The organism is Rhodococcus sp. 5A-K4 (assembly GCF_046097995.1).
GTDB lineage: Bacteria > Actinomycetota > Actinomycetes > Mycobacteriales > Mycobacteriaceae > Rhodococcus_F > Rhodococcus_F erythropolis.
Genome location: NZ_JBJURM010000001.1, coordinates 48,691 through 67,195, shown reverse-complemented (window position 1 = coordinate 67,195; position 18,505 = coordinate 48,691). Strand labels below are relative to the sequence as shown.

Here is an 18,505-nt window from a genome sequence, read left to right as displayed (position 1 = left end):
CGCGGGTGGGCGCGGAAAGAGTAGCGGCAGAAGTCGATCCGGTCGCCCGGGTGCTGCCGATGCTCCCGCTCGCTCACCTCGACCGTGAATTCGACTACCTCGTTCCTCGTGAACTCGAAGCGGATGCGCAGCCCGGAGTCCGGGTGCGCATCCGCTTCGCTGGTCGTCTGGTGGACGGTTTCATCGTCTCGCGCGAGGCCACCAGTGACCATCAGGGGAAGTTCGGCTGGCTCGAACGCGTCATCTCGTCCGAGCGGGTCCTGACGGCCGAAATCGCGCAAGTCGTCGATCGTGTGGCGGAGCGTTATGCCGGAACCCGTGCTGACGTTCTCCGTTTGGCGGTACCGCCGCGCCACGCGAAGGTCGAGGCGGAACCGTGGGAGCCCGCCGAGCCGCCGTCCGCTCCTGAACCGATCGAAAATGGTTGGCATCTCTACAGATTCGGTGACGCCTTCCTGTCCGCGATTCGCGAGTCGAAAAGCCCGCGTGCGGTCTGGCAGGCGTTGCCTGGTGAAAACTGGCCACTGCGCCTGGCCGAATTGGCCGGGGCTGTAGCGGCAAGTGGCAAATCCGCGATCCTGGTTGTGCCCGATCAACGCGACCTGGACCGCGTCGTCGCCGCATGTACCGAACTCTCCGGAGCGGATGCAGTGGTGGGTCTGTCCGCAGGCCTGGGGCCGGCCATGCGATACCGAAGGTGGCTCGCTGCACTGCGCGGGACCGCCCGGATCGTCGTCGGCACGCGCAGTGCAGTTTTTGCGCCGACGCCCGAGACCGGTCTTGTCGTCGTCTGGGACGACGGCGACGACAACTTGTCCGAGCCGCGGTCGCCGTATCCACATGCCCGCGAAGTTGCCGTCCTGCGTGGCTACGTCGCCGGGTGCGCCGTCGTGATCGGTGGGTTCTCCCGTACGGCAGAATCGCAGGTACTCGTCGACTCGGGATGGGCGCACGATCTGGTCGCTACGCGGGACGTCGTTCGTGCTCACGCACCCAAGATCACCGCGCTTGCCGACAGCGATCAAGCCTTGGCCCGCGATCCGGGAGCCAGAGCGGCTCGTTTGCCCGCTATTGCATTCGCGGCCGCCCGGCGCGCTCTGGGTGAGGGCAACGGAGTCCTGGTGCAGGTGCCTCGGCGGGGGTACGTACCGACCCTGGCCTGCGGAAAGTGCCGTGCCCCGGCACGGTGCCGTCGGTGCAACGGCCCACTGGCTCTTCCCGCTGCGGCAGGTCCCGACGGCGCCGGGACACCGGCGTGCCGCTGGTGCGGGGTTGCCGATGCCGCCTACCGATGTCACGCGTGCGGGGCGAAAGCGTTGCGCGCGGTGGTGGTCGGTGCCGGCCGGACCGCCGAAGAACTCGGGCGCGCTTTTCCCGGTGTGAAAGTGGTTCTGTCCGGAGGCGGTGATGTGGTCAAGGAACTGCCACACGGGCCCGCGTTGGTGGTCTCGACGGTGGGTGCGGAGCCGGTGATGACCGGCGGCTACGGCGCCGCGCTCTTGCTCGACGGTTGGGCACTGCTCGGTCGGCCCGATCTTCGCGCCGCCGAGGAAACACTCAGACGCTGGATGTCGGCTGCTGCCATGGTGATTCCGCTGTCCGAAGGTGGTGAAGTTGTGGTTGTCGCAGACTCGGGTATCCCGACGGTGCAGGCGTTGGTCCGATGGGATCCGGTGGGGCACGCACAGTCTCAATTCGAGGAACGGGACGAGGTCGGCTTTCCTCCGGCCGTTCACATGGCTGCGATCGACGGTGGATCCGCAGCAATTGCGGAGTTGGTGGACTCAGCTGATCTGCCGGCAAGTGCTGTACTACTCGGACCAGTGGAATTGCCTGCGGGGGAGAGGCTTCCGTATTCCGGTGAGGACGAGAGCGGTGTCGCGCCGGAGCGAATGCTGGTCCGCGTTCCACGCAAGGACGGTCGCGGCCTTGCGGACGCTCTGGCACATGCGAGGGCCGCGCGCAGTGCGCGGAAGTCATCGGGTCCGGTCCGCATTCAGATCGACCCACGCCGCATCGGCTGATTTTCGAGTTCTCCAAGGCATGCTTGTGTGCAGCAAAAATGTTGCGCAACCCGATATGGCGATATATCGTCGAACTATCAACGATAGTGATGGAGGTTCGACAGTGGATGCAAGTTTCCCGAACGAGGGGATGTTCGGCCGACGCGGTTTCTTCGGCGGTTTCGGCCGTGAGCAACGGCCACCATTTGTGATGTGGGTGCCGACGGACGACGGCGCGCCGGGCGATGGTCCCGGCGATCGAGACGGTGGACGACGCGGTCGACCGCACGAGCGGCCGGGCTTCGGTGACATGCCACGCAGAGGCCATCGGCGGGGGCGTTTCGGTCCAGACGGCGGACCCGGCCCCGGCTTCGGTCCGGGCGCTCAGTTCGGTCGCGGGCGAGGACGTGGCGGACGAGGTCGTCGTGGAGATGTGCGCGCTGCGATTCTGTTGTTGATCGCGGAAGAGCCGATGCACGGCTACGAATTGATTCAGCAGATCGTCGAGCGCAGCGGCGGCGTCTGGAAGCCGAGTCCGGGTTCCATTTATCCCGCGCTGTCCCAACTCGAGGACGAGGGACTGGTCATCATCGAAAAGGTCGCCGGCCGCAAGACCGCCAAGCTGACCGAGGAAGGCGTCGCGTACGTCGAGGAGCATCGCGCCGATCTCGGGGCACCGTGGGATGACGTTCGTCTCAGCGTAGGGGAGCCGGAGCAGGACCTTCGTGAACTGATCGGCCAGCTGATGGGCGCGGCCGGTCAAGTGGCTGCTGTAGGCACACCAGCGCAGGTCAAGGCCGCAGCCGACGTGCTTGTCGAGGCGCGCAAGTCGCTCTACCGAGTGCTTGCCGGTGATGACGCCGATGAAGGCGGCAATTGAGACGTCGGATACCTACTGTTCGGTAGGGTATGCGCCCCGAAGTTTCTGGTGTTACGGTCAGCTCCCTCGTAGGATCAGAGCAGGAGCAGGAACAATGGCTGGCGTCAAACGGTCTGTGGGACTGACATTTTCGGTAGCAGTGGCGCTGCTGATCGGAGCACCGCCGGCGATATCGGCTGCCGCACCGACGCTCCCGTCTGCGAGTGCCGACGCGATGGACGTTCCTCTCGACATCGGTCCGGGTCAGGCGACTCGTTCCGTTGCCACGGCATATGCGCATGCGCATCCAGGATCCGCGCCTGCCGGGTCGAACGATTTCGGCTGTGAGCCTTCCGCCACGCATCCCCGACCGGTTGTACTCGCCCACGGAACCGACACCGAGGCGTACGCGGATTGGGCGGCCCTGTCGCCGGCACTGGCAGCTGACGGCTACTGCGTCTTCGCCCTCAATTACGGCGGTGCGATCGAAGACGAAGACGGGGACGTCGCACACGAGACTTACGGCGTCGGCGACATAGTCGGTAGTGCGACCGCATTCGGTTCTTTCGTCGATCAGGTGCTGACCGCGACCGGAGCGGACAAGGTCGACGTGATCGGCTACTCCCAAGGCGCGACGGTGACGCGGTACTACGTCAACAAAATGGGCGGCGACGCCTACGTCGATCATTGGGTCGGCTTGGCTTCGCCGACCTACGGCGGGGTGATGTTCGGGTTGGTTCCCATCGTCCGTGCGATCCCCGGCGGAGAAGACTTTGTCGAAGATGTCTTTTCGCGAGCTGTCCGCGAGCAGATGCAGGGGTCGGATACGTTGAACGCCCTCAACGACGGCGGCGACACCGTACCCGGAGTGCGCTACACGACTATCGGGTCCACTGTCGACGAGATGATCCAGCCGTCCTCGAACATCGCGCTCCGCGACGCCGGTGCAGAAAACATCGTCCTCCAGGATCTGTGCCCGTCGAACCTGACCGGCCACTTCCGCATGCCGTACGACCCCTACGTGATCGACGTCATCCGGACGGTCCTCGACCCCGATGCCGAGCGGCACGCTTCGTGCAGCGCGGTGCCGCTCGGCACGGATATTCCGCAAGTGGTCATCGACGCAAATTCGTGAGCTGCAAATTCGTGAGCTGCTAACTCGTGAGCACCGAGACCACGTGGGTCGGGATGTTTACTCGGCGAGCTTGGCAGTGGCCTGCGCCCACAGGAAGAACTTGTTCGTTCCGAGGTCGCGGACGGTCTTGATGTTGAACGCTGCCTTCAAATGTTCTGCGTCCGAATCGCTTACGCCGTTGAGTGCCGCGACCGGGGCGTCCGCCAATTCTTCGACGGACTTTCCTGCGTAGGCCTTGTCGAACTTACTGTCGATGCCTGCCATCTAAGTTCCTCCGTGTGATCGGTGTATCCCGTATCAGCCTCCGCCGAGTGGCGACGACAGAGACAGTCAATACCGAGGACCGGTGAATCTGCAGGGTTCTGATCAAAGAAATTGCTGAGAAAGTGGTTCGGTGTGGCGCGAGGTAGGTCGTAGCTCCCGCAGTCCTTAGACTGACAGTTCCACCCACCGACACATCCGGGAGCATTTTCGTGAGTTGCAGTCCACCGCGTTCGACAGGCCGATCGGCTGATCAGAGTCCGAAGAGCCCAACGAAACGGGAGAGCTGACATGCGCGTCGTGTTCGCCGGAACGCCCGAACCCGCGGTTCCTTCACTGCGGCGTCTCATCGAGTCCGCCAACCACGAAGTGGTAGCCGTCGTCACGCGTCCGGACGCTGTGGCGGGCCGCGGTCGCAAAGTCACCCGCTCGCCGATCGGTCTGCTTGCCGACGAGCACGGCATCCCGGTCCTGACCCCGGTCAAGGCGTCCGATCCCGACTTCGCAGCCGAACTCGCCCGCCTCGAACCGGACTGCGCACCCGTCGTCGCCTACGGAAACCTGTTGCCGCAGAACGTCCTCGACATTCCGAAACACGGTTGGGTCAATCTGCATTTCTCGCTGCTTCCGGCGTGGCGCGGCGCCGCGCCGGTGCAGGCCGCGATCAGTGCCGGTGACGAGGTGACGGGCGCCAGTGCGTTCCGTTTGGAAGCCGGCATGGATACCGGCCCCGTGTACGGAGTGATGACCGAGCGGATTCGCGACACCGATACGGCAGGCGACCTGCTCGGGCGTCTGGCGGAAAACGGCGCTGCCCTGCTCGAATCGGTACTCGACGGCCTGGAGGCCGGAGAGATCAACGCGGTTCCGCAGTCTGCCGACGGCGTCTCGTACGCCCCCAAGGTGACTGTGGACGCGGCCCGCGTGCGGTGGGAATTGCCCGCTCGCACGGTGGACCGGCACATCCGAGCAGTCACACCCGCACCCGGGGCCTGGACGATGATCGGTGATCTTCGAGTCAAGGTCGGCCCGGTCACCGTTACGGACGAGACCCTGGCAGTCGGTGAGATCTCGGTACGCAAGGATGGTCTGTACATCGGTACCGCGACCACCGCGGTACGACTCGGGCAGATTCAGCCCCCGGGCAAGAAATTGATGTCGGCAGGGGACTGGGCACGCGGTGCCCGACTCGACGCGGAGGTACGAGCACAGTGACCGAATCACGACGACCGGCACGGCGGACACAGGGTCCCGGAGCCAAGAATGCAACCGGTGGCAAGAACACCAAGCCGAAGCAGGCCAAGCGGCCGGATCCGGCAACCGCCGGGCTCGATCAGCCGCGCCTGGCTGCGCGCGACGTCCTGCGCGCGGTCCGTGAACGTGACGCATACGCGAACCTGGTTCTGCCCGGGCTCCTGCGTGACCGCAAACTCGACGCACGCGATGCGGCGCTGGCGACCGAACTCGCGTACGGCGCGGCACGTGCTCAGGGCCTCCTGGATGCGGTGATCGCGCATGCGGCGGGTCGGCCGATCGAAGAGATCGACGGAACCCTGCTCGATGTACTCCGACTCGGCTCGTACCAACTACTGCGTACTCGTGTCGCACCGCACGCTGCTGTTGCCACCTCGGTCGACCTCGTTCGCGCCGAAAACGGCCAGGGCCGAGCAGGATTCGTCAACGCGGTCCTGCGCCGTGTTTCCGAACGCACCCAGGACGAGTGGGTCGAGCTGCTAGCCCCGAAGGACCCGGTCGGCCGACTCGCCTTCGAGCACGCGCATCCCCTGTGGATCGCGCAGGTATTTGCCGACTCGCTCGGCGCTGCAGCCGGAGAGCTCGAAGACGTCCTGATCGCCGACGACGCCCGCCCCGCCGTGCACCTCGTCGCCCGCCCCGGTGAGATCTCCGCCGAGGAGCTCGCACTGGTGACCGGCGGCGAGATCGGGCCGTACTCGCCGTACGCCGTGCATCTCGACGGCGGTGACCCCGGACAACTCGAGGCGGTCCGCCAAGGCCTGGCAGGAGTGCAGGACGAGGGCAGTCAGCTGGTTGCCCGCGCCCTCAGCATTGCTCCTCTCGAAGGTGAAGACTCCGGACGCTGGCTCGATCTCTGCGCAGGTCCAGGAGGAAAAGCGGCACTTCTCGGTGCTCTTGCCGGCATCGAAGGTGGTCGACTCGACGCCGTCGAGCCGGTCGAACACCGTGCCGAGTTGATTCGCAAGACCACTCGCGAGCTTCCCGTGGACGTACACGTGGCGGACGGCCGCGAATCCGGGCTCGAACCCGGATACGACCGCATCCTCGTCGACGCTCCCTGCACCGGGTTGGGTGCGCTGCGTCGGCGCCCGGAGGCACGTTGGCGTCGCCAGCCGTCCGATGTGGCTCCGCTCGTGAAGTTGCAGCGTGAATTGCTTGCTGCCGCAATCGAACTGGTTCGCCCCGGCGGAGTGGTGCTGTACTCCACGTGCTCGCCGCACTTGTCGGAAACGCTGGCAGTGGTCGCCGATGCGGTGCGGCGTCATGGCGTCGTGGAACTCGACACCAAGGAATTGGTGCCAGGTGTCCCGGACGTCGGAGACGGATCGTCGGTTCAGTTGTGGCCGCATCGACACGGCACGGACGCTATGTTCATGGCCGCTTTGCGCAAGCCGCTGGCCTGATCGGATGACTTCTGGGCATCGGTAGTCGTATGGTGCCTACATGGTTACGTGGGAACAGGTTGTAGTACTGGGTTCGGCTCTTCCCTCCGTGGAAGAGTCGACCTCGTACAACACCCCGGCACTCAAGGTGGCAGGTAAAACTTTTGCGCGGCTCCGCACCGAAGCGGAGGGCGCTTTGGTCGTGATGTGCGGTCTGGACGAGAAGGAGGCGCTACTCGCCAGTGGCGAGGCGGCTTTCTTCACCACAGATCACTATCACGGGCACGGATCGATCCTCGTGCACCTCGAACTGATCGACGAGGTGCAGTTGGGCGAGATGCTCGAAGATGCGTGGCGGATCAAGGCGCCCGCCAAGGTGCGAAAGCTCCGCACCGTCGTCAAGAACTGATCGGATTTCACCGGCTCCGATGTGCATGCACGGTCGGCGATGAAGCACAGCCGATGTGCATGCACGGTCGGCGATGAGTCACAGCTAAACTCGGCGGCGTGGCTTCCCCGATGATTGCACCGTCCATTTTGTCCGCAGATTTTGCTCGACTCGCCGATGAAGCGACTGCCGTGTCCGGCTCCGACTGGCTTCACGTCGACGTGATGGACGCGCATTTTGTTCCCAATCTCACGCTGGGTCTGCCGGTGGTCGAGAGTCTGCTGAAGGCGACGGACATTCCTCTCGACTGCCATCTCATGATCGAGAATCCGGAGCGCTGGGCGCCGCCGTACGCCGAGGCCGGTGCGTACAACGTCACGTTCCACGCCGAGGCCACCGACGACCCGCGTTCGGTTGCCCGCGATATTCGTGCAGCTGGTGCCAAGGCGGGGCTGAGCATCAAGCCTGGAACCCCGATCGACGACTACCTGGAAATCCTCAAGGACTTCGACACCCTCTTGATCATGAGCGTCGAACCCGGATTCGGTGGTCAGTCCTTCATGCCTCAGGTGCTCGACAAGGCACGCGCAGTTCGCAAGCTCGTCGACTCGGGTGAGCTGACGCTCCTCGTCGAAATCGACGGCGGCATCAACGCTTCCACGATCGAGCAGGCCGCTGAAGCAGGGATCGACTGCTTCGTCGCCGGTTCGGCGGTGTACGGAGCGAGTGATCCCGGTGAGGCGGTGCGCAAGCTCCGCGCGCAGGCCGCCTCGGCGTCGCCGCACCTGACGCTGTCGGTCTGAGCCGCTCGATGGCAAAGGGTGGACAGGCGTCGACGGCTGATCTTGACGCCGCGATGCAGATCGCGCTGGCCGCAGCGGATTCTGCGCGCGGATTCACCAGCCCCAACCCGCCGGTCGGCGCTGTCATCCTCGCCGCCGACGGCACCATCGCTGGCGTCGGTATGACGCAACCGCCCGGTGGACCGCACGCGGAGGTCGTGGCTCTCGACGAGGCCGGCGATGCAGCGCGTGGCGGTACGGCCGTGGTGACACTGGAACCGTGCAATCACCAGGGGCGAACCGGGCCCTGCTCGCAGGCATTGATCGATGCCGGAGTCTCGGCGGTCGTCTACGCAGTCGGTGATCCCAATCCCGAGGCTTCCGGCGGCGCAGCGACGCTCATGCGCGCTGGAATCAGCGTCACGGCCGGACTCCGGGCACCCGAGGTGGAAGCTGGTCCACTGCGAGCCTGGCTGCACAAACAGCGCACCGGTCGCCCGCACATCACGTGGAAGTACGCGGCCAGTCTGGACGGACGTAGCGCCGCCGAGGACGGAACGAGTCAGTGGATCACCGGTCCGCAGGCGAGGGCGCGCGTGCATGCTCAGCGGGCGCAGATCGATGCGATCGTGGTCGGCACCGGCACCGTGTTCGCCGACGATCCGTGGCTGACGGCGCGTCAGCCCACCGGTGAGCTCGCGGCGCATCAGCCCGTACGCGTCGTCGTCGGAAAGCGTGAAATACCTTCGACGGCAAGCGTTCTCGATGACACCGCACCGACTTTGGTGCTCAACACCGACAATATCGACGAAGTAGTCGAGGCGTTGGGGGAGTACACAGACGTACTTCTCGAGGGTGGGCCCCGTCTGGCCGGAGCATTCCTCGCCGCCGGATATGTCGACGTCATCGAGGCGTACATCGCTCCGATACTGCTCGGCGCGGGCGCTTCCGCGCTCGTCGATGCCGGAGTGCACACCATCACCGACGCCCACCGATTCCGTTTGGAGTCCGCGGTAACGATCGGCCCCGATATTTTGTTGAGTCTGGTTCCGGAGAGTTCTGCTCCGGGGAACGAGGAGTAGGGCGCGTGTTCACAGGAATTGTGGAAGAACTCGGCGAAATTGTCGCCAAGGAAGAACTGGTCGATGCTGCACGCTTCACGGTGCGCGGGCCACTGGTCACCTCCGACGCCGGTCACGGCGATTCGATCGCGGTCAACGGCGTGTGCCTGACGGTCGTCGATGTGCTTGCCGACGGTTCGTTCACCGCAGACGTCATGCAGGAAACGCTGAACCGCTCGAGCCTGGCGAAGTTGGATGTCGGCTCTCGCGTCAACCTCGAGCGTGCCGCGGCGCTGAACAGTCGACTCGGCGGACACTTGGTTCAAGGGCACGTCGACGGAACTGGCCACGTCATTTCCCGCTCGCCTTCCGAGAACTGGGAGGTAGTGCGGATCGCACTGCCGGACTCCATTTCCCGATACGTGGTGGAGAAGGGTTCGATCACCGTCGACGGAGTCTCGCTGACGGTCTCCGCGCTGGGCGGCGACCGCGGGTTCGAGTACTTCGAGATCTCGCTGATCCCGACAACGCTCGAGTTGACGACGCTCGGAACCGCTGTGGTCGGTACGCCGGTCAACCTCGAGGTGGACGTGATCGCCAAGTACGTCGAGCGGCTTCACTCTGCCGGTCGGTAGGACCAGGCTGATCGGACCCGTCCGATTGGTCGTAGGGTTGTCAGTGCATCCGTCGGATGCACTTGTTGTATTCGATGATGTTAAAAGTCAAGACTTTGGAGTGCGAGCACGTGACCAGGTTCGACAGTATCGAGCGCGCAGTAGCAGATATCGCTGCAGGTAAAGCTGTTGTCGTCGTGGACGACGAGGATCGCGAGAACGAGGGCGACCTCATCTTCGCCGCCGAGAAAGCCACCCCGGAACTGGTGGCGTTCATGGTCAGGTACACCTCCGGCTACCTGTGCGTGCCGCTCGACGGTGACGATTGCGATCGGCTGGGCCTGCCCCCGATGTACGCCACCAACCAGGACAAGCACGGCACCGCCTACACCGTGACCGTCGACGCCCGCGAAGGAATCGGTACCGGCATCTCGGCATCGGACCGCGCTGCGACGATGCGTCTGCTCGCAAACCCCGAATCCGGTGCCAACGATTTCACTCGTCCCGGCCACGTCGTTCCGCTCCGCGCGAAGGAAGGCGGAGTGCTGCGTCGTCCGGGCCACACGGAAGCTGCAGTCGACCTCGCCCGCATGGCGGACCTGCGTCCCGCCGGCGTCATCTGCGAAATCGTCAGCCAGAAGGACGAAGGCGCGATGGCTCAGACCGACGAGTTGCGAGTCTTCGCCGACGAACACAACCTTGCTCTGATCTCGATCGCGGATCTCATCGCGTGGCGTCGCAAGCACGAGAAGCACGTACTGCGCATCGCCGAGGCCCGCATCCCCACCCGCCACGGTGAGTTCACCGCTGTCGGCTACACGAGCATCTACGACGAGGTCGAGCACGTTGCGCTGGTGCGCGGCGACATCGCAGGCCCCGACGGCGACGGTAGCGACGTACTCGTCCGCGTTCACTCCGAGTGCCTCACCGGCGACGTCTTCGGTTCGCTGCGGTGCGATTGCGGCCCGCAGCTCGACGCCGCACTGGACATGGTCGCCCAGGAAGGCCGCGGCGTTGTTCTGTACATGCGCGGACACGAGGGTCGTGGCATCGGCCTCATGCACAAGCTGCAGGCCTACCAGCTCCAGGACGCCGGTTCCGACACAGTCGACGCCAATCTCGAACTCGGGCTACCGGCGGACGCCCGCGACTACGGCATCGGTGCGCAGATCCTCGTCGATCTGGGGATCTCGTCGATGCGTCTGCTGACCAACAACCCGGCCAAGCGTGTGGGTCTGGACGGCTACGGCCTGCAGATCACCGATCGCGTTCCGATGCCGCTGCGCGCGAATGCGGAGAACCTCACCTACCTGCGCACCAAGCGCGATCGGATGGGTCACGATCTGATCGGACTGGACGAGTACGAGGCGAACCAGAACACCGCACAGCCGGGAACCGCACTGTGAGCGGCGAAGGTCAGCCGCAGCTCGCGATCGCCGAGGCCAAGGATCTGAAGCTGGCGATCGTTGCCGGACAGTGGCACGCGACGATCTCCGAGGCTCTGATCGCCGGCGCGCAGCGCGTCGCGCAGGAGGCACAGATCAAGGACGTGACACTGGTCCGTGTCGCCGGTGCGATCGAACTGCCGGTCGTTGCGCAGGCATTGGCTCGCACGCACGACGCCGTCGTCGCACTCGGTGTTGTCATCCGCGGCGGCACGCCGCACTTCGAGTACGTGTGCGACGCGGTCACCGCGGGCCTTACACGCGTCTCACTCGACGAAAGCACTCCCGTGGGGAACGGTGTCCTGACCACCGACACCGAGCAGCAGGCTCTTGACCGTTCGGGGCTGCCGGGTAGCGTCGAGGACAAGGGCGCACAAGCCTGCGCCGCCGCACTGGACACCGCAGTGACCCTGCGCCATCTCCGAGCACCATGGACCGAGGATTCGTTTCGATGAGTACACCCGGCGACAACGAGAACTGGGAACTGATTGCGTCACCGCGTAAGTCGACGCGATACGCGATCGGAGTTGCTGTCCTCCTGGTGATCGTTCACGTCACACTTGCACTCCTGCTCCGCCAGGGGTCCACCGGCGTGTACTTCCGCGCCGCGGACCAACTTGCGATGGCAGGCATCGGCACCATTCTGGCTCTCGGTGTACTGATGTTGACGCGGCCCCGGGTCAAGGTGGGCAAGCAGGGAATCGCCGTACGAAACATCTTGGGCGAGAAGATCGTCGACTGGGATCTGTTCGAGGGACTCTCGTTCCCCGACGGCGCCGCCTGGGCACGCATCGAATTGCCGGACGACGAGTACATGGCAGTGATGGCGATCCAGTCCAACGACCGTGAGTACGCCGTCGACACGGTCGGCAAGTTCCGCGAACTGGCCGACCGCTACGCACCGGTCGCGCACAAGAGCAACTGACGTCTTCCGACCGGTTCGGTGCCCGCATCCTGCGCGTTTCCGAGTCGGTCGGTGGCGGCGACTAACCTGAAACCGTGCCGGATCCCTCGACTTACCGCCCCGCTACCGGAACCATTCCGGCTGCGCCGGGCGTCTACAAATTTCGCGATCCGCATGGTCGGGTCATTTACGTCGGAAAGGCGAAAAGCCTCCGTTCACGTTTGAACTCGTACTTCGCGGACGTCACGACACTTCATCCCCGTACTCGGCAGATGGTGACCACCGCCGGCAGCGTCGAGTGGACCGTCGTCAGTACCGAAGTCGAAGCGCTTCAGCTCGAGTACAACTGGATCAAGGAATTCGATCCGCGGTTCAACGTGCGGTACCGCGACGACAAGACGTATCCGGTTCTCGCCGTGACGCTCAACGAAGAGTTCCCGCGGCTGTTCGTCTACCGCGGTCCGCGGCGCAAGGGCGTCCGCTACTTCGGTCCCTACTCGCATGCCTGGGCGATTCGCGAAACACTCGATCTGCTGCTGCGAGTGTTTCCCGCACGAACGTGCTCGTCCGGAGTCTTCAAACGACACAACCAGATCGGCCGGCCGTGTCTGCTCGGTTACATTGACAAGTGCTCGGCGCCCTGCGTCGGACGAGTCAGCGCCGAGGAGCATCGTCAGATCGTCGAAGATTTCTGCGACTTCCTCGCCGGCCGCACGGACAAGCTGGTCAAAGATCTCGAAAAGCGCATGCAGCAGGCTTCCGAGGACCTCGATTTCGAGACTGCAGCCCGTCTGCGTGACGATATCGGGGCTTTGCGCAAGGCGCTCGAGAAGCAGGCCGTCGTACTCGGTGACGGCACCGACGCCGATCTCGTAGCCTTTGCCACCGATGATCTCGAAGCCGCCGTTCAGGTGTTCCACGTGCGCGGCGGACGCGTGCGGGGTCAGCGTGGATGGGTCGTGGAGAAGGCAGGCGATGCCATCGACTGGGCCGCACTCGACGCCGAGTCCGACCTGCCGATCCTGGTCGAGCAGTTCCTCACCCAGTTCTACGGTGAGCAGGCGGCACTCGACCCGGGAGCGGGCTCCGAGGCCGGGATCAGCGCCGTTCCCAAGGAAGTTCTCGTGCCGGTCCTGCCTGCCAACGCGACCGAGATCCAGGCGTGGCTGAGCAAGCTTCGGGGATCGCAAGTGCAACTGCGGGTTCCGCAACGCGGCGACAAGAAAGACCTCGCCGAAACGGTCCAGCGAAACGCGAAAGAGGCTCTGGCGCAGCACAAGCTCAAGCGCGCCGGCGATTTCACCTCGCGTTCTGCGGCGCTTCAGGGCATCCAGGAAGCACTGGACCTGGACTCGGCTCCACTACGAATCGAATGCATCGACATCAGTCACGTCCAGGGAACCGACGTCGTGGCGTCACTGGTCGTGTTCGAAGACGGGCTCCCGCGTAAGTCGGACTACCGCCATTACGCGATCAAGGAAGCTGCCGGCGACGGTCATTCCGACGACGTGGCGAGTATCGCCGAGATCACTCGCAGGCGGTTCCTGCGACACAACCGCGACCTGGGCATTCTCGCTGCGTCGGCGTCGACCATGGACGCGGACGGTGGGGATCTGGCTCCCGAAGCGGCGATCGACCCGGCGACGGGCCGGCCTCGGCGGTTCGCCTATCCACCCAATCTGTTCGTCGTGGACGGCGGCGCCCCTCAGGTCACGGCCGCAGCGGCGGTCCTCGACGAGCTGGGGGTCACCGACGTCGCGGTAGTCGGCTTGGCCAAGCGACTCGAAGAGGTATGGGTACCGGGGGAAGAAGATCCGGTCATCCTTCCCCGAACGAGCGAGTCGTTGTACCTCCTGCAACGCATCCGAGACGAAGCCCACCGCTTCGCGATCACGTTCCATCGCAGCAAGCGCTCGAGGCGGATGACGGCTTCGGCTCTGGACTCGGTCAAGGGGCTCGGTGAAACTCGCCGTACTGCTCTGGTGGCTCACTTCGGTTCCGTGGCGAAGCTGAAAACGGCAACGGTCGAGGAGATCATGCAGGTCCCCGGTATCGGTGAGACCACAGCCACAGCAGTTCTGGCCGCACTCGGCACGGATTCGGCTGCAGCCGATGCGGGTGCTGAAGCTCGAGCGCTGCCAGCCGCGGTAGGGGATGATGAGCTGGACAAGGAATCCGAATCGTCTGTTACCTCTGCTGACGCGCCAAGCGCCGAATCCGGTAGCGGTGACGAGGGCTCCGAGTCGCGAGAATTGTCCATGCCGACGACGGGGCCGAGTGCACAGTGACTACCGACAGCGCCAAAGACAGTCGAACGATGGATTTCCTGCTGGTGACGGGATTGTCCGGAGCCGGTTTGAGTACCGCTGCCAAGGTGCTCGAAGACCTCGGCTGGTATGTCGCGGACAATTTGCCACCTGAGCTCATTTCCCGGATGGTCGGTCTGAGCTTGACCTCCGATCCGCCGGTCGATCGTCTCGCCGTCGTGATCGACGTGCGGAGTCGACTCTTCACCGGCGATCTCGGGTGGGTGCTCACCGAACTCGAGGCGGAGCCGATCCACACTCGGGTGCTGTACCTCGAAGCGTCCGACGACGTGTTGATCCGACGGTTCGAACAGGTTCGCCGCAGTCATCCGTTGCAGAACGACGGCATCGACGGCACGTTGTCCGAAGGGATCGCAGCCGAGCGTCGGCAGTTGGCCGTGGTGAAGGCGGCCGCCGATCTGGTCATCGACACGTCGGCGCTGAAGGCACATCAGTTGCGTCAGAAGATCGAAACGGCGTTCGGGAACGATGCCAACCGCACGATGAAGGTGACGGTCCAGTCGTTCGGATTCAAGTACGGCCTGCCGATGGACGCTGATCTCGTCTGTGACGTTCGATTCCTGCCCAATCCCCACTGGATCCCTGAACTTCGCCCGCACACCGGTCAGGATGCCGACGTCCGCGACTACGTGTTGTCCCGCGAGGGTGCGGAAGACTACCTAGACACCTACCGACATCTGGTCGATTTGACGATCGCCGGATATCGGCGAGAAGGAAAGCGCTACATGACAATTGCGGTCGGGTGCACCGGCGGTAAGCACCGAAGCGTGGCCATGTCCGAAGCTCTCGCGAGGCGTTTGGGTTCCGAGGACGACATCTCGGTCAGCATCGTGCACCGGGATCTGGGGCGCGAATGAGTGAACCGACACATAGCTCGCGGGAGAAGCCAGATGGGCCGGCCATCGTCGCGCTCGGCGGCGGGCACGGATTGTTCGCCACGCTCCAGGCCGTCAGACGCCTGACGGTCGACGTCACCGCAGTTGTCACAGTCGCCGACGACGGTGGTTCGTCGGGCCGGCTGCGCGCCGAACTCGGCGTCATCCCGCCCGGTGACCTCCGGATGGCGCTCGCGGCTCTCGCGTCGGACGAACCCGAGATAGTCGACTGGACTCGGACCATTCAGCATCGCTTCGGCGGTGTCGGCGCACTTGCCGGGCACTCGGTGGGCAATCTCATCCTGGCCGGACTCACCGAGGTGCTCGGCGATCCGGTCGTCGCGCTCGACGAGATGGCGCGACTGCTGCGAATCCGTGGCCGCGTGCTGCCGATGTCGCCGATCGCGCTCGAGATCGAAGCCGACGTTCAAGGACTCGAAGAGGACCCACGCGTCAGCCGCTGCATTCGTGGACAGGTCGCCGTCGCGACCACGCCGGGCAAGGTTCGGCGTGTGAGACTGCTCCCGTCCAATCCGCCCGCGTGTCCCGAGGCTGTGACTGCGATCGATCGTGCCGATCTCGTGGTTCTCGGCCCGGGATCGTGGTTCTCGAGCGTGATCCCGCACGTACTGGTACCCGAACTTGTCGAATCACTGTCGTCGACGAATGCTCGAAAGGTGCTGGTGCTCAATCTCGCACCTGAGCCGGGGGAGACCGCCGGATTCTCCGCAGAGCGTCACCTGCACGTACTCTCCCAACACGTGCCCGATTTTCGGGTCGACTACGTGGTGGTCGACTCGGCGTCGGTACCGGCCGGGCGTGAACGTGAACATCTGCAGCGTGCGGCGGATCAATTTTCAGCCGAAGCCAGGTACGCGGATGTCGCGGACACCTCACCGGGCGCAGCGCATGTACACGATCCGGCAAAACTGGCCGATGTACTGGCTGAACTGTCGAGCAGTGCGGCAGTAGGGGATTCGACACAGTCTTCCCTGCGAGAACAGCAATCCGAAGAACAGAGGGAGAACGCTTCGTGGCAATGACAGCGGAGGTCAAGGACGAACTGAGCCGGTTAGTGGTGACTCAGGTCAGCTGCCGCAAGGCAGAGGTCTCCGCGTTGCTGCGCTTTGCCGGTGGGCTCCACATCGTCGGCGGCCGGGTGGTCGTCGAAGCAGAGGTGGATCTGGGCTCCACGGCGCGACGTCTGCGCCGGGAGATTTTCGACCTGTTCACCTACAGTGCCGATGTTCACGTACTCAGTGCGGGCGGGCTTCGAAAATCCGCTCGCTACATCGTGCGTGTGGCGAAGGAGGGTGAGGCCCTCGCGCGCCAGACGGGACTGCTCGATCTTCGCGGGCGCCCGGTTCGCGGCTTGCCTGCGCAGGTCGTCGGCGGAAGCGTCGGCGACGCCGAAGCAGCTTGGCGCGGTGCGTTCCTCGCGCACGGTTCCCTGACCGAACCCGGCCGTTCGTCGGCGCTCGAAGTGAGCTGCCCCGGCCCGGAAGCTGCACTTGCTCTGGTCGGAGCTGCGCGGCGTCTGGGGATCTCGGCGAAGGCACGTGAGGTTCGCGGAACGGATCGTGTGGTGATCCGCGACGGTGAGGCCATCGGCGATCTCCTGACCCGAATGGGAGCCCAGGACACACGCCTGGTGTGGGAGGAGCGACGGATGCGACGCGAGGTCCGCGCCACCGCCAATCGTCTCGCCAATTTCGACGACGCAAACCTGCGACGCTCTGCTCGCGCTGCCGTTGCGGCTGCTGCGCGCGTCGAGCGTGCGTTGGAGATCCTCGGCGAGGACGTGCCCGATCACCTCGCGGCGGCGGGCGCACTGCGCGTCGAGCATCGGCAGGCGTCCCTCGAAGAACTCGGCCAGTTGGCCGACCCGCCGATGACCAAGGACGCCGTTGCCGGACGTATCCGTCGCCTGCTGTCCATGGCTGATCGCAAGGCGAAGGAAACGGGCATACCCGACACCGAATCCGCAGTGAATGTGGAGCTACTCGAAGAGGGGTGACCTGCCCTCCGTCAGGGTGGGCTGCGCACGTTCGGGCCACGCGCATTAGGGTATGAGTCACATCGACCGATGAACCCCACGTCCGCGTCGTGCACACACGGATTCGGAGTATGCGTGGGTCAAGTTGCACACCAGAATCATGGTCAAAGGAGCGAATTGTGACTGTCCGGGTTGGCGTAAACGGTTTCGGCCGTATCGGACGTAACTTCTTCAGGGCGGTGGATGCGCAGAAGGCGCTCGGAACCACCGATATCGAGATCGTGGCAGTCAACGACCTGACTGACAACGCGACGCTCGCTCACCTGCTGAAGTACGACTCCATCCTCGGCCGTTTGCCGTACGACGTGTCGCTCGACGGTGACGACACGATCGTCGTCGGCGATCAGCGCATCAAGGCCCTCGCACACCGCGGCCCGTTGAACGAGCTTCCCTGGGGCGAGCTGGGCGTCGACGTCGTCGTCGAGTCCACCGGCATCTTCACCGACGCCGCAAAGGCCAAGGGACACCTCGAAGCCGGCGCCAAGAAGGTCATCATCTCGGCTCCGGCCAAGGGTGAAGACATCACCATCGTCATGGGCGTCAACGACGACAAGTACGACGGCAGCCAGAACATCATCTCCAACGCGTCGTGCACCACCAACTGCCTCGGCCCCATCGCCAAGGTTCTCGACGACGAGTTCGGCATCGTCAAGGGTCTGATGACCACGATCCACGCGTACACCCAGGATCAGAACCTGCAGGACGCTCCGCACGCAGACCTCCGTCGCGCCCGCGCAGCTGCCCTCAACATCGTTCCCACCGGCACCGGTGCAGCCAAGGCAATCGGCCTGGTTCTCCCGCAGCTGCTCGGCAAGCTCGACGGCTACGCACTGCGCGTGCCGATCCCCACGGGCTCGGTCACCGACCTCACCGCGAACCTGAAGAAGTCGGCTACCGCCGACGAGATCAACGCCGCGATGAAGGCCGCTGCCGAAGGACCCCTCAAGGGCATCCTGAAGTACACCGACGCACCGATCGTCTCCTCGGACATCGTCACCGACCCGCACTCGTCGATCTTCGACTCGGGTCTGACGAAGGTCATCGACGACCAGGTCAAGATCGTTTCCTGGTACGACAACGAGTGGGGCTACTCCAACCGCCTCGCCGACCTCATCGGCCTCGTCGCCAAGTCTCTCTGAGCGGAGTTTCGATAACA

The 18,505-nt window shown here is 64.5% G+C and carries 18 protein-coding genes; 17 read left to right on the top strand and 1 reads right to left on the bottom strand.

The window, feature by feature from the left end; translation table 11 throughout:
- Positions 1 to 5: 5 nt before the first annotated feature.
- The 3 genes from ACKAMS_RS00260 (at position 6) to ACKAMS_RS00250 (ending at position 3,997) form a co-directional block, all read left to right on the top strand.
- The gene (locus tag ACKAMS_RS00260; RefSeq protein ID WP_019748377.1) at positions 6 to 2,024 is read left to right on the top strand and encodes a primosomal protein N'; all 2,019 of its coding nucleotides are present in this window, start codon (positions 6 to 8) and stop codon (positions 2,022 to 2,024) included.
- 190 nt (positions 2,025 to 2,214) lie between these two features.
- The gene (locus ACKAMS_RS00255) at positions 2,215 to 2,883 is read left to right on the top strand and encodes a PadR family transcriptional regulator (protein ID WP_370627685.1); all 669 of its coding nucleotides are present in this window, start codon (positions 2,215 to 2,217) and stop codon (positions 2,881 to 2,883) included.
- A 94-nt stretch (positions 2,884 to 2,977) separates the two neighbouring features.
- Positions 2,978 to 3,997 carry a triacylglycerol lipase gene (locus tag ACKAMS_RS00250; protein WP_019748380.1) on the top strand — a complete coding sequence of 340 codons (1,020 nt, stop codon included), beginning with the start codon at positions 2,978 to 2,980 and terminating at the stop codon, positions 3,995 to 3,997.
- Between the two features lie 57 nt (positions 3,998 to 4,054).
- On the opposite strand, the gene ACKAMS_RS00245 is transcribed toward ACKAMS_RS00250, so the two are convergent.
- A complete protein-coding gene (locus ACKAMS_RS00245; RefSeq protein ID WP_003944900.1) occupies positions 4,055 to 4,261 on the bottom strand; it encodes a hypothetical protein in 207 nt (68 codons plus the stop codon).
- Between the two features lie 288 nt (positions 4,262 to 4,549).
- Between ACKAMS_RS00245 and fmt the strand changes: the two genes are divergently transcribed.
- The 14 genes from fmt (at position 4,550) to gap (ending at position 18,488) form a co-directional block, all read left to right on the top strand.
- Positions 4,550 to 5,473: a methionyl-tRNA formyltransferase gene (fmt, locus tag ACKAMS_RS00240; RefSeq protein ID WP_019748381.1), complete on the top strand. Its 924-nt coding sequence runs from the start codon at positions 4,550 to 4,552 to the stop codon at positions 5,471 to 5,473.
- Positions 5,470 to 6,918: an RsmB/NOP family class I SAM-dependent RNA methyltransferase gene (locus tag ACKAMS_RS00235; RefSeq protein ID WP_019748382.1), complete on the top strand. Its 1,449-nt coding sequence runs from the start codon at positions 5,470 to 5,472 to the stop codon at positions 6,916 to 6,918. Before fmt ends, ACKAMS_RS00235 begins: the two co-directional genes overlap by 4 nt.
- A gap of 40 nt (positions 6,919 to 6,958) precedes the next feature.
- The gene (locus tag ACKAMS_RS00230; RefSeq protein ID WP_019748383.1) at positions 6,959 to 7,306 is read left to right on the top strand and encodes an MmcQ/YjbR family DNA-binding protein; all 348 of its coding nucleotides are present in this window, start codon (positions 6,959 to 6,961) and stop codon (positions 7,304 to 7,306) included.
- Between the two features lie 98 nt (positions 7,307 to 7,404).
- Positions 7,405 to 8,088, top strand: coding sequence for a ribulose-phosphate 3-epimerase (gene rpe, locus ACKAMS_RS00225; RefSeq protein WP_019748384.1), 684 nt, complete (start codon positions 7,405 to 7,407; stop codon positions 8,086 to 8,088).
- A gap of 8 nt (positions 8,089 to 8,096) precedes the next feature.
- Entirely contained in the window at positions 8,097 to 9,149 is a 1,053-nt protein-coding gene (gene ribD, locus ACKAMS_RS00220; RefSeq protein WP_019748385.1) for a bifunctional diaminohydroxyphosphoribosylaminopyrimidine deaminase/5-amino-6-(5-phosphoribosylamino)uracil reductase RibD, read from the top strand.
- A gap of 5 nt (positions 9,150 to 9,154) precedes the next feature.
- Positions 9,155 to 9,763 carry a riboflavin synthase gene (locus tag ACKAMS_RS00215; protein WP_003944892.1) on the top strand — a complete coding sequence of 203 codons (609 nt, stop codon included), beginning with the start codon at positions 9,155 to 9,157 and terminating at the stop codon, positions 9,761 to 9,763.
- A gap of 110 nt (positions 9,764 to 9,873) precedes the next feature.
- Complete coding sequence (locus ACKAMS_RS00210) at positions 9,874 to 11,148, top strand: bifunctional 3,4-dihydroxy-2-butanone-4-phosphate synthase/GTP cyclohydrolase II (RefSeq protein ID WP_003944833.1); 1,275 nt, start codon at positions 9,874 to 9,876, stop codon at positions 11,146 to 11,148.
- Entirely contained in the window at positions 11,145 to 11,642 is a 498-nt protein-coding gene (ribH, locus tag ACKAMS_RS00205) for a 6,7-dimethyl-8-ribityllumazine synthase (RefSeq protein ID WP_003944999.1), read from the top strand. Before ACKAMS_RS00210 ends, ribH begins: the two co-directional genes overlap by 4 nt.
- Positions 11,639 to 12,112 carry a PH domain-containing protein gene (locus ACKAMS_RS00200; RefSeq protein ID WP_007727982.1) on the top strand — a complete coding sequence of 158 codons (474 nt, stop codon included), beginning with the start codon at positions 11,639 to 11,641 and terminating at the stop codon, positions 12,110 to 12,112. Before ribH ends, ACKAMS_RS00200 begins: the two co-directional genes overlap by 4 nt.
- A 74-nt stretch (positions 12,113 to 12,186) precedes the next feature.
- Positions 12,187 to 14,379, top strand: a complete 2,193-nt coding sequence (gene uvrC / locus ACKAMS_RS00195; protein WP_019748387.1) for an excinuclease ABC subunit UvrC — start codon at positions 12,187 to 12,189, stop codon at positions 14,377 to 14,379.
- Complete coding sequence (gene rapZ, locus ACKAMS_RS00190; RefSeq protein ID WP_003944872.1) at positions 14,376 to 15,275, top strand: RNase adapter RapZ; 900 nt, start codon at positions 14,376 to 14,378, stop codon at positions 15,273 to 15,275. The genes uvrC and rapZ overlap by 4 nt, the downstream gene beginning before the upstream one ends.
- A complete protein-coding gene (gene yvcK / locus ACKAMS_RS00185) occupies positions 15,272 to 16,336 on the top strand; it encodes a uridine diphosphate-N-acetylglucosamine-binding protein YvcK (RefSeq protein WP_408988473.1) in 1,065 nt (354 codons plus the stop codon). Before rapZ ends, yvcK begins: the two co-directional genes overlap by 4 nt.
- Positions 16,333 to 17,310: a DNA-binding protein WhiA gene (gene whiA, locus ACKAMS_RS00180; protein WP_021344225.1), complete on the top strand. Its 978-nt coding sequence runs from the start codon at positions 16,333 to 16,335 to the stop codon at positions 17,308 to 17,310. Before yvcK ends, whiA begins: the two co-directional genes overlap by 4 nt.
- A gap of 158 nt (positions 17,311 to 17,468) precedes the next feature.
- On the top strand, positions 17,469 to 18,488 hold the full coding sequence (gene gap / locus ACKAMS_RS00175; RefSeq protein ID WP_003944851.1) for a type I glyceraldehyde-3-phosphate dehydrogenase: 1,020 nt from the start codon (positions 17,469 to 17,471) through the stop codon (positions 18,486 to 18,488).
- Positions 18,489 to 18,505 lie beyond the last annotated feature (17 nt).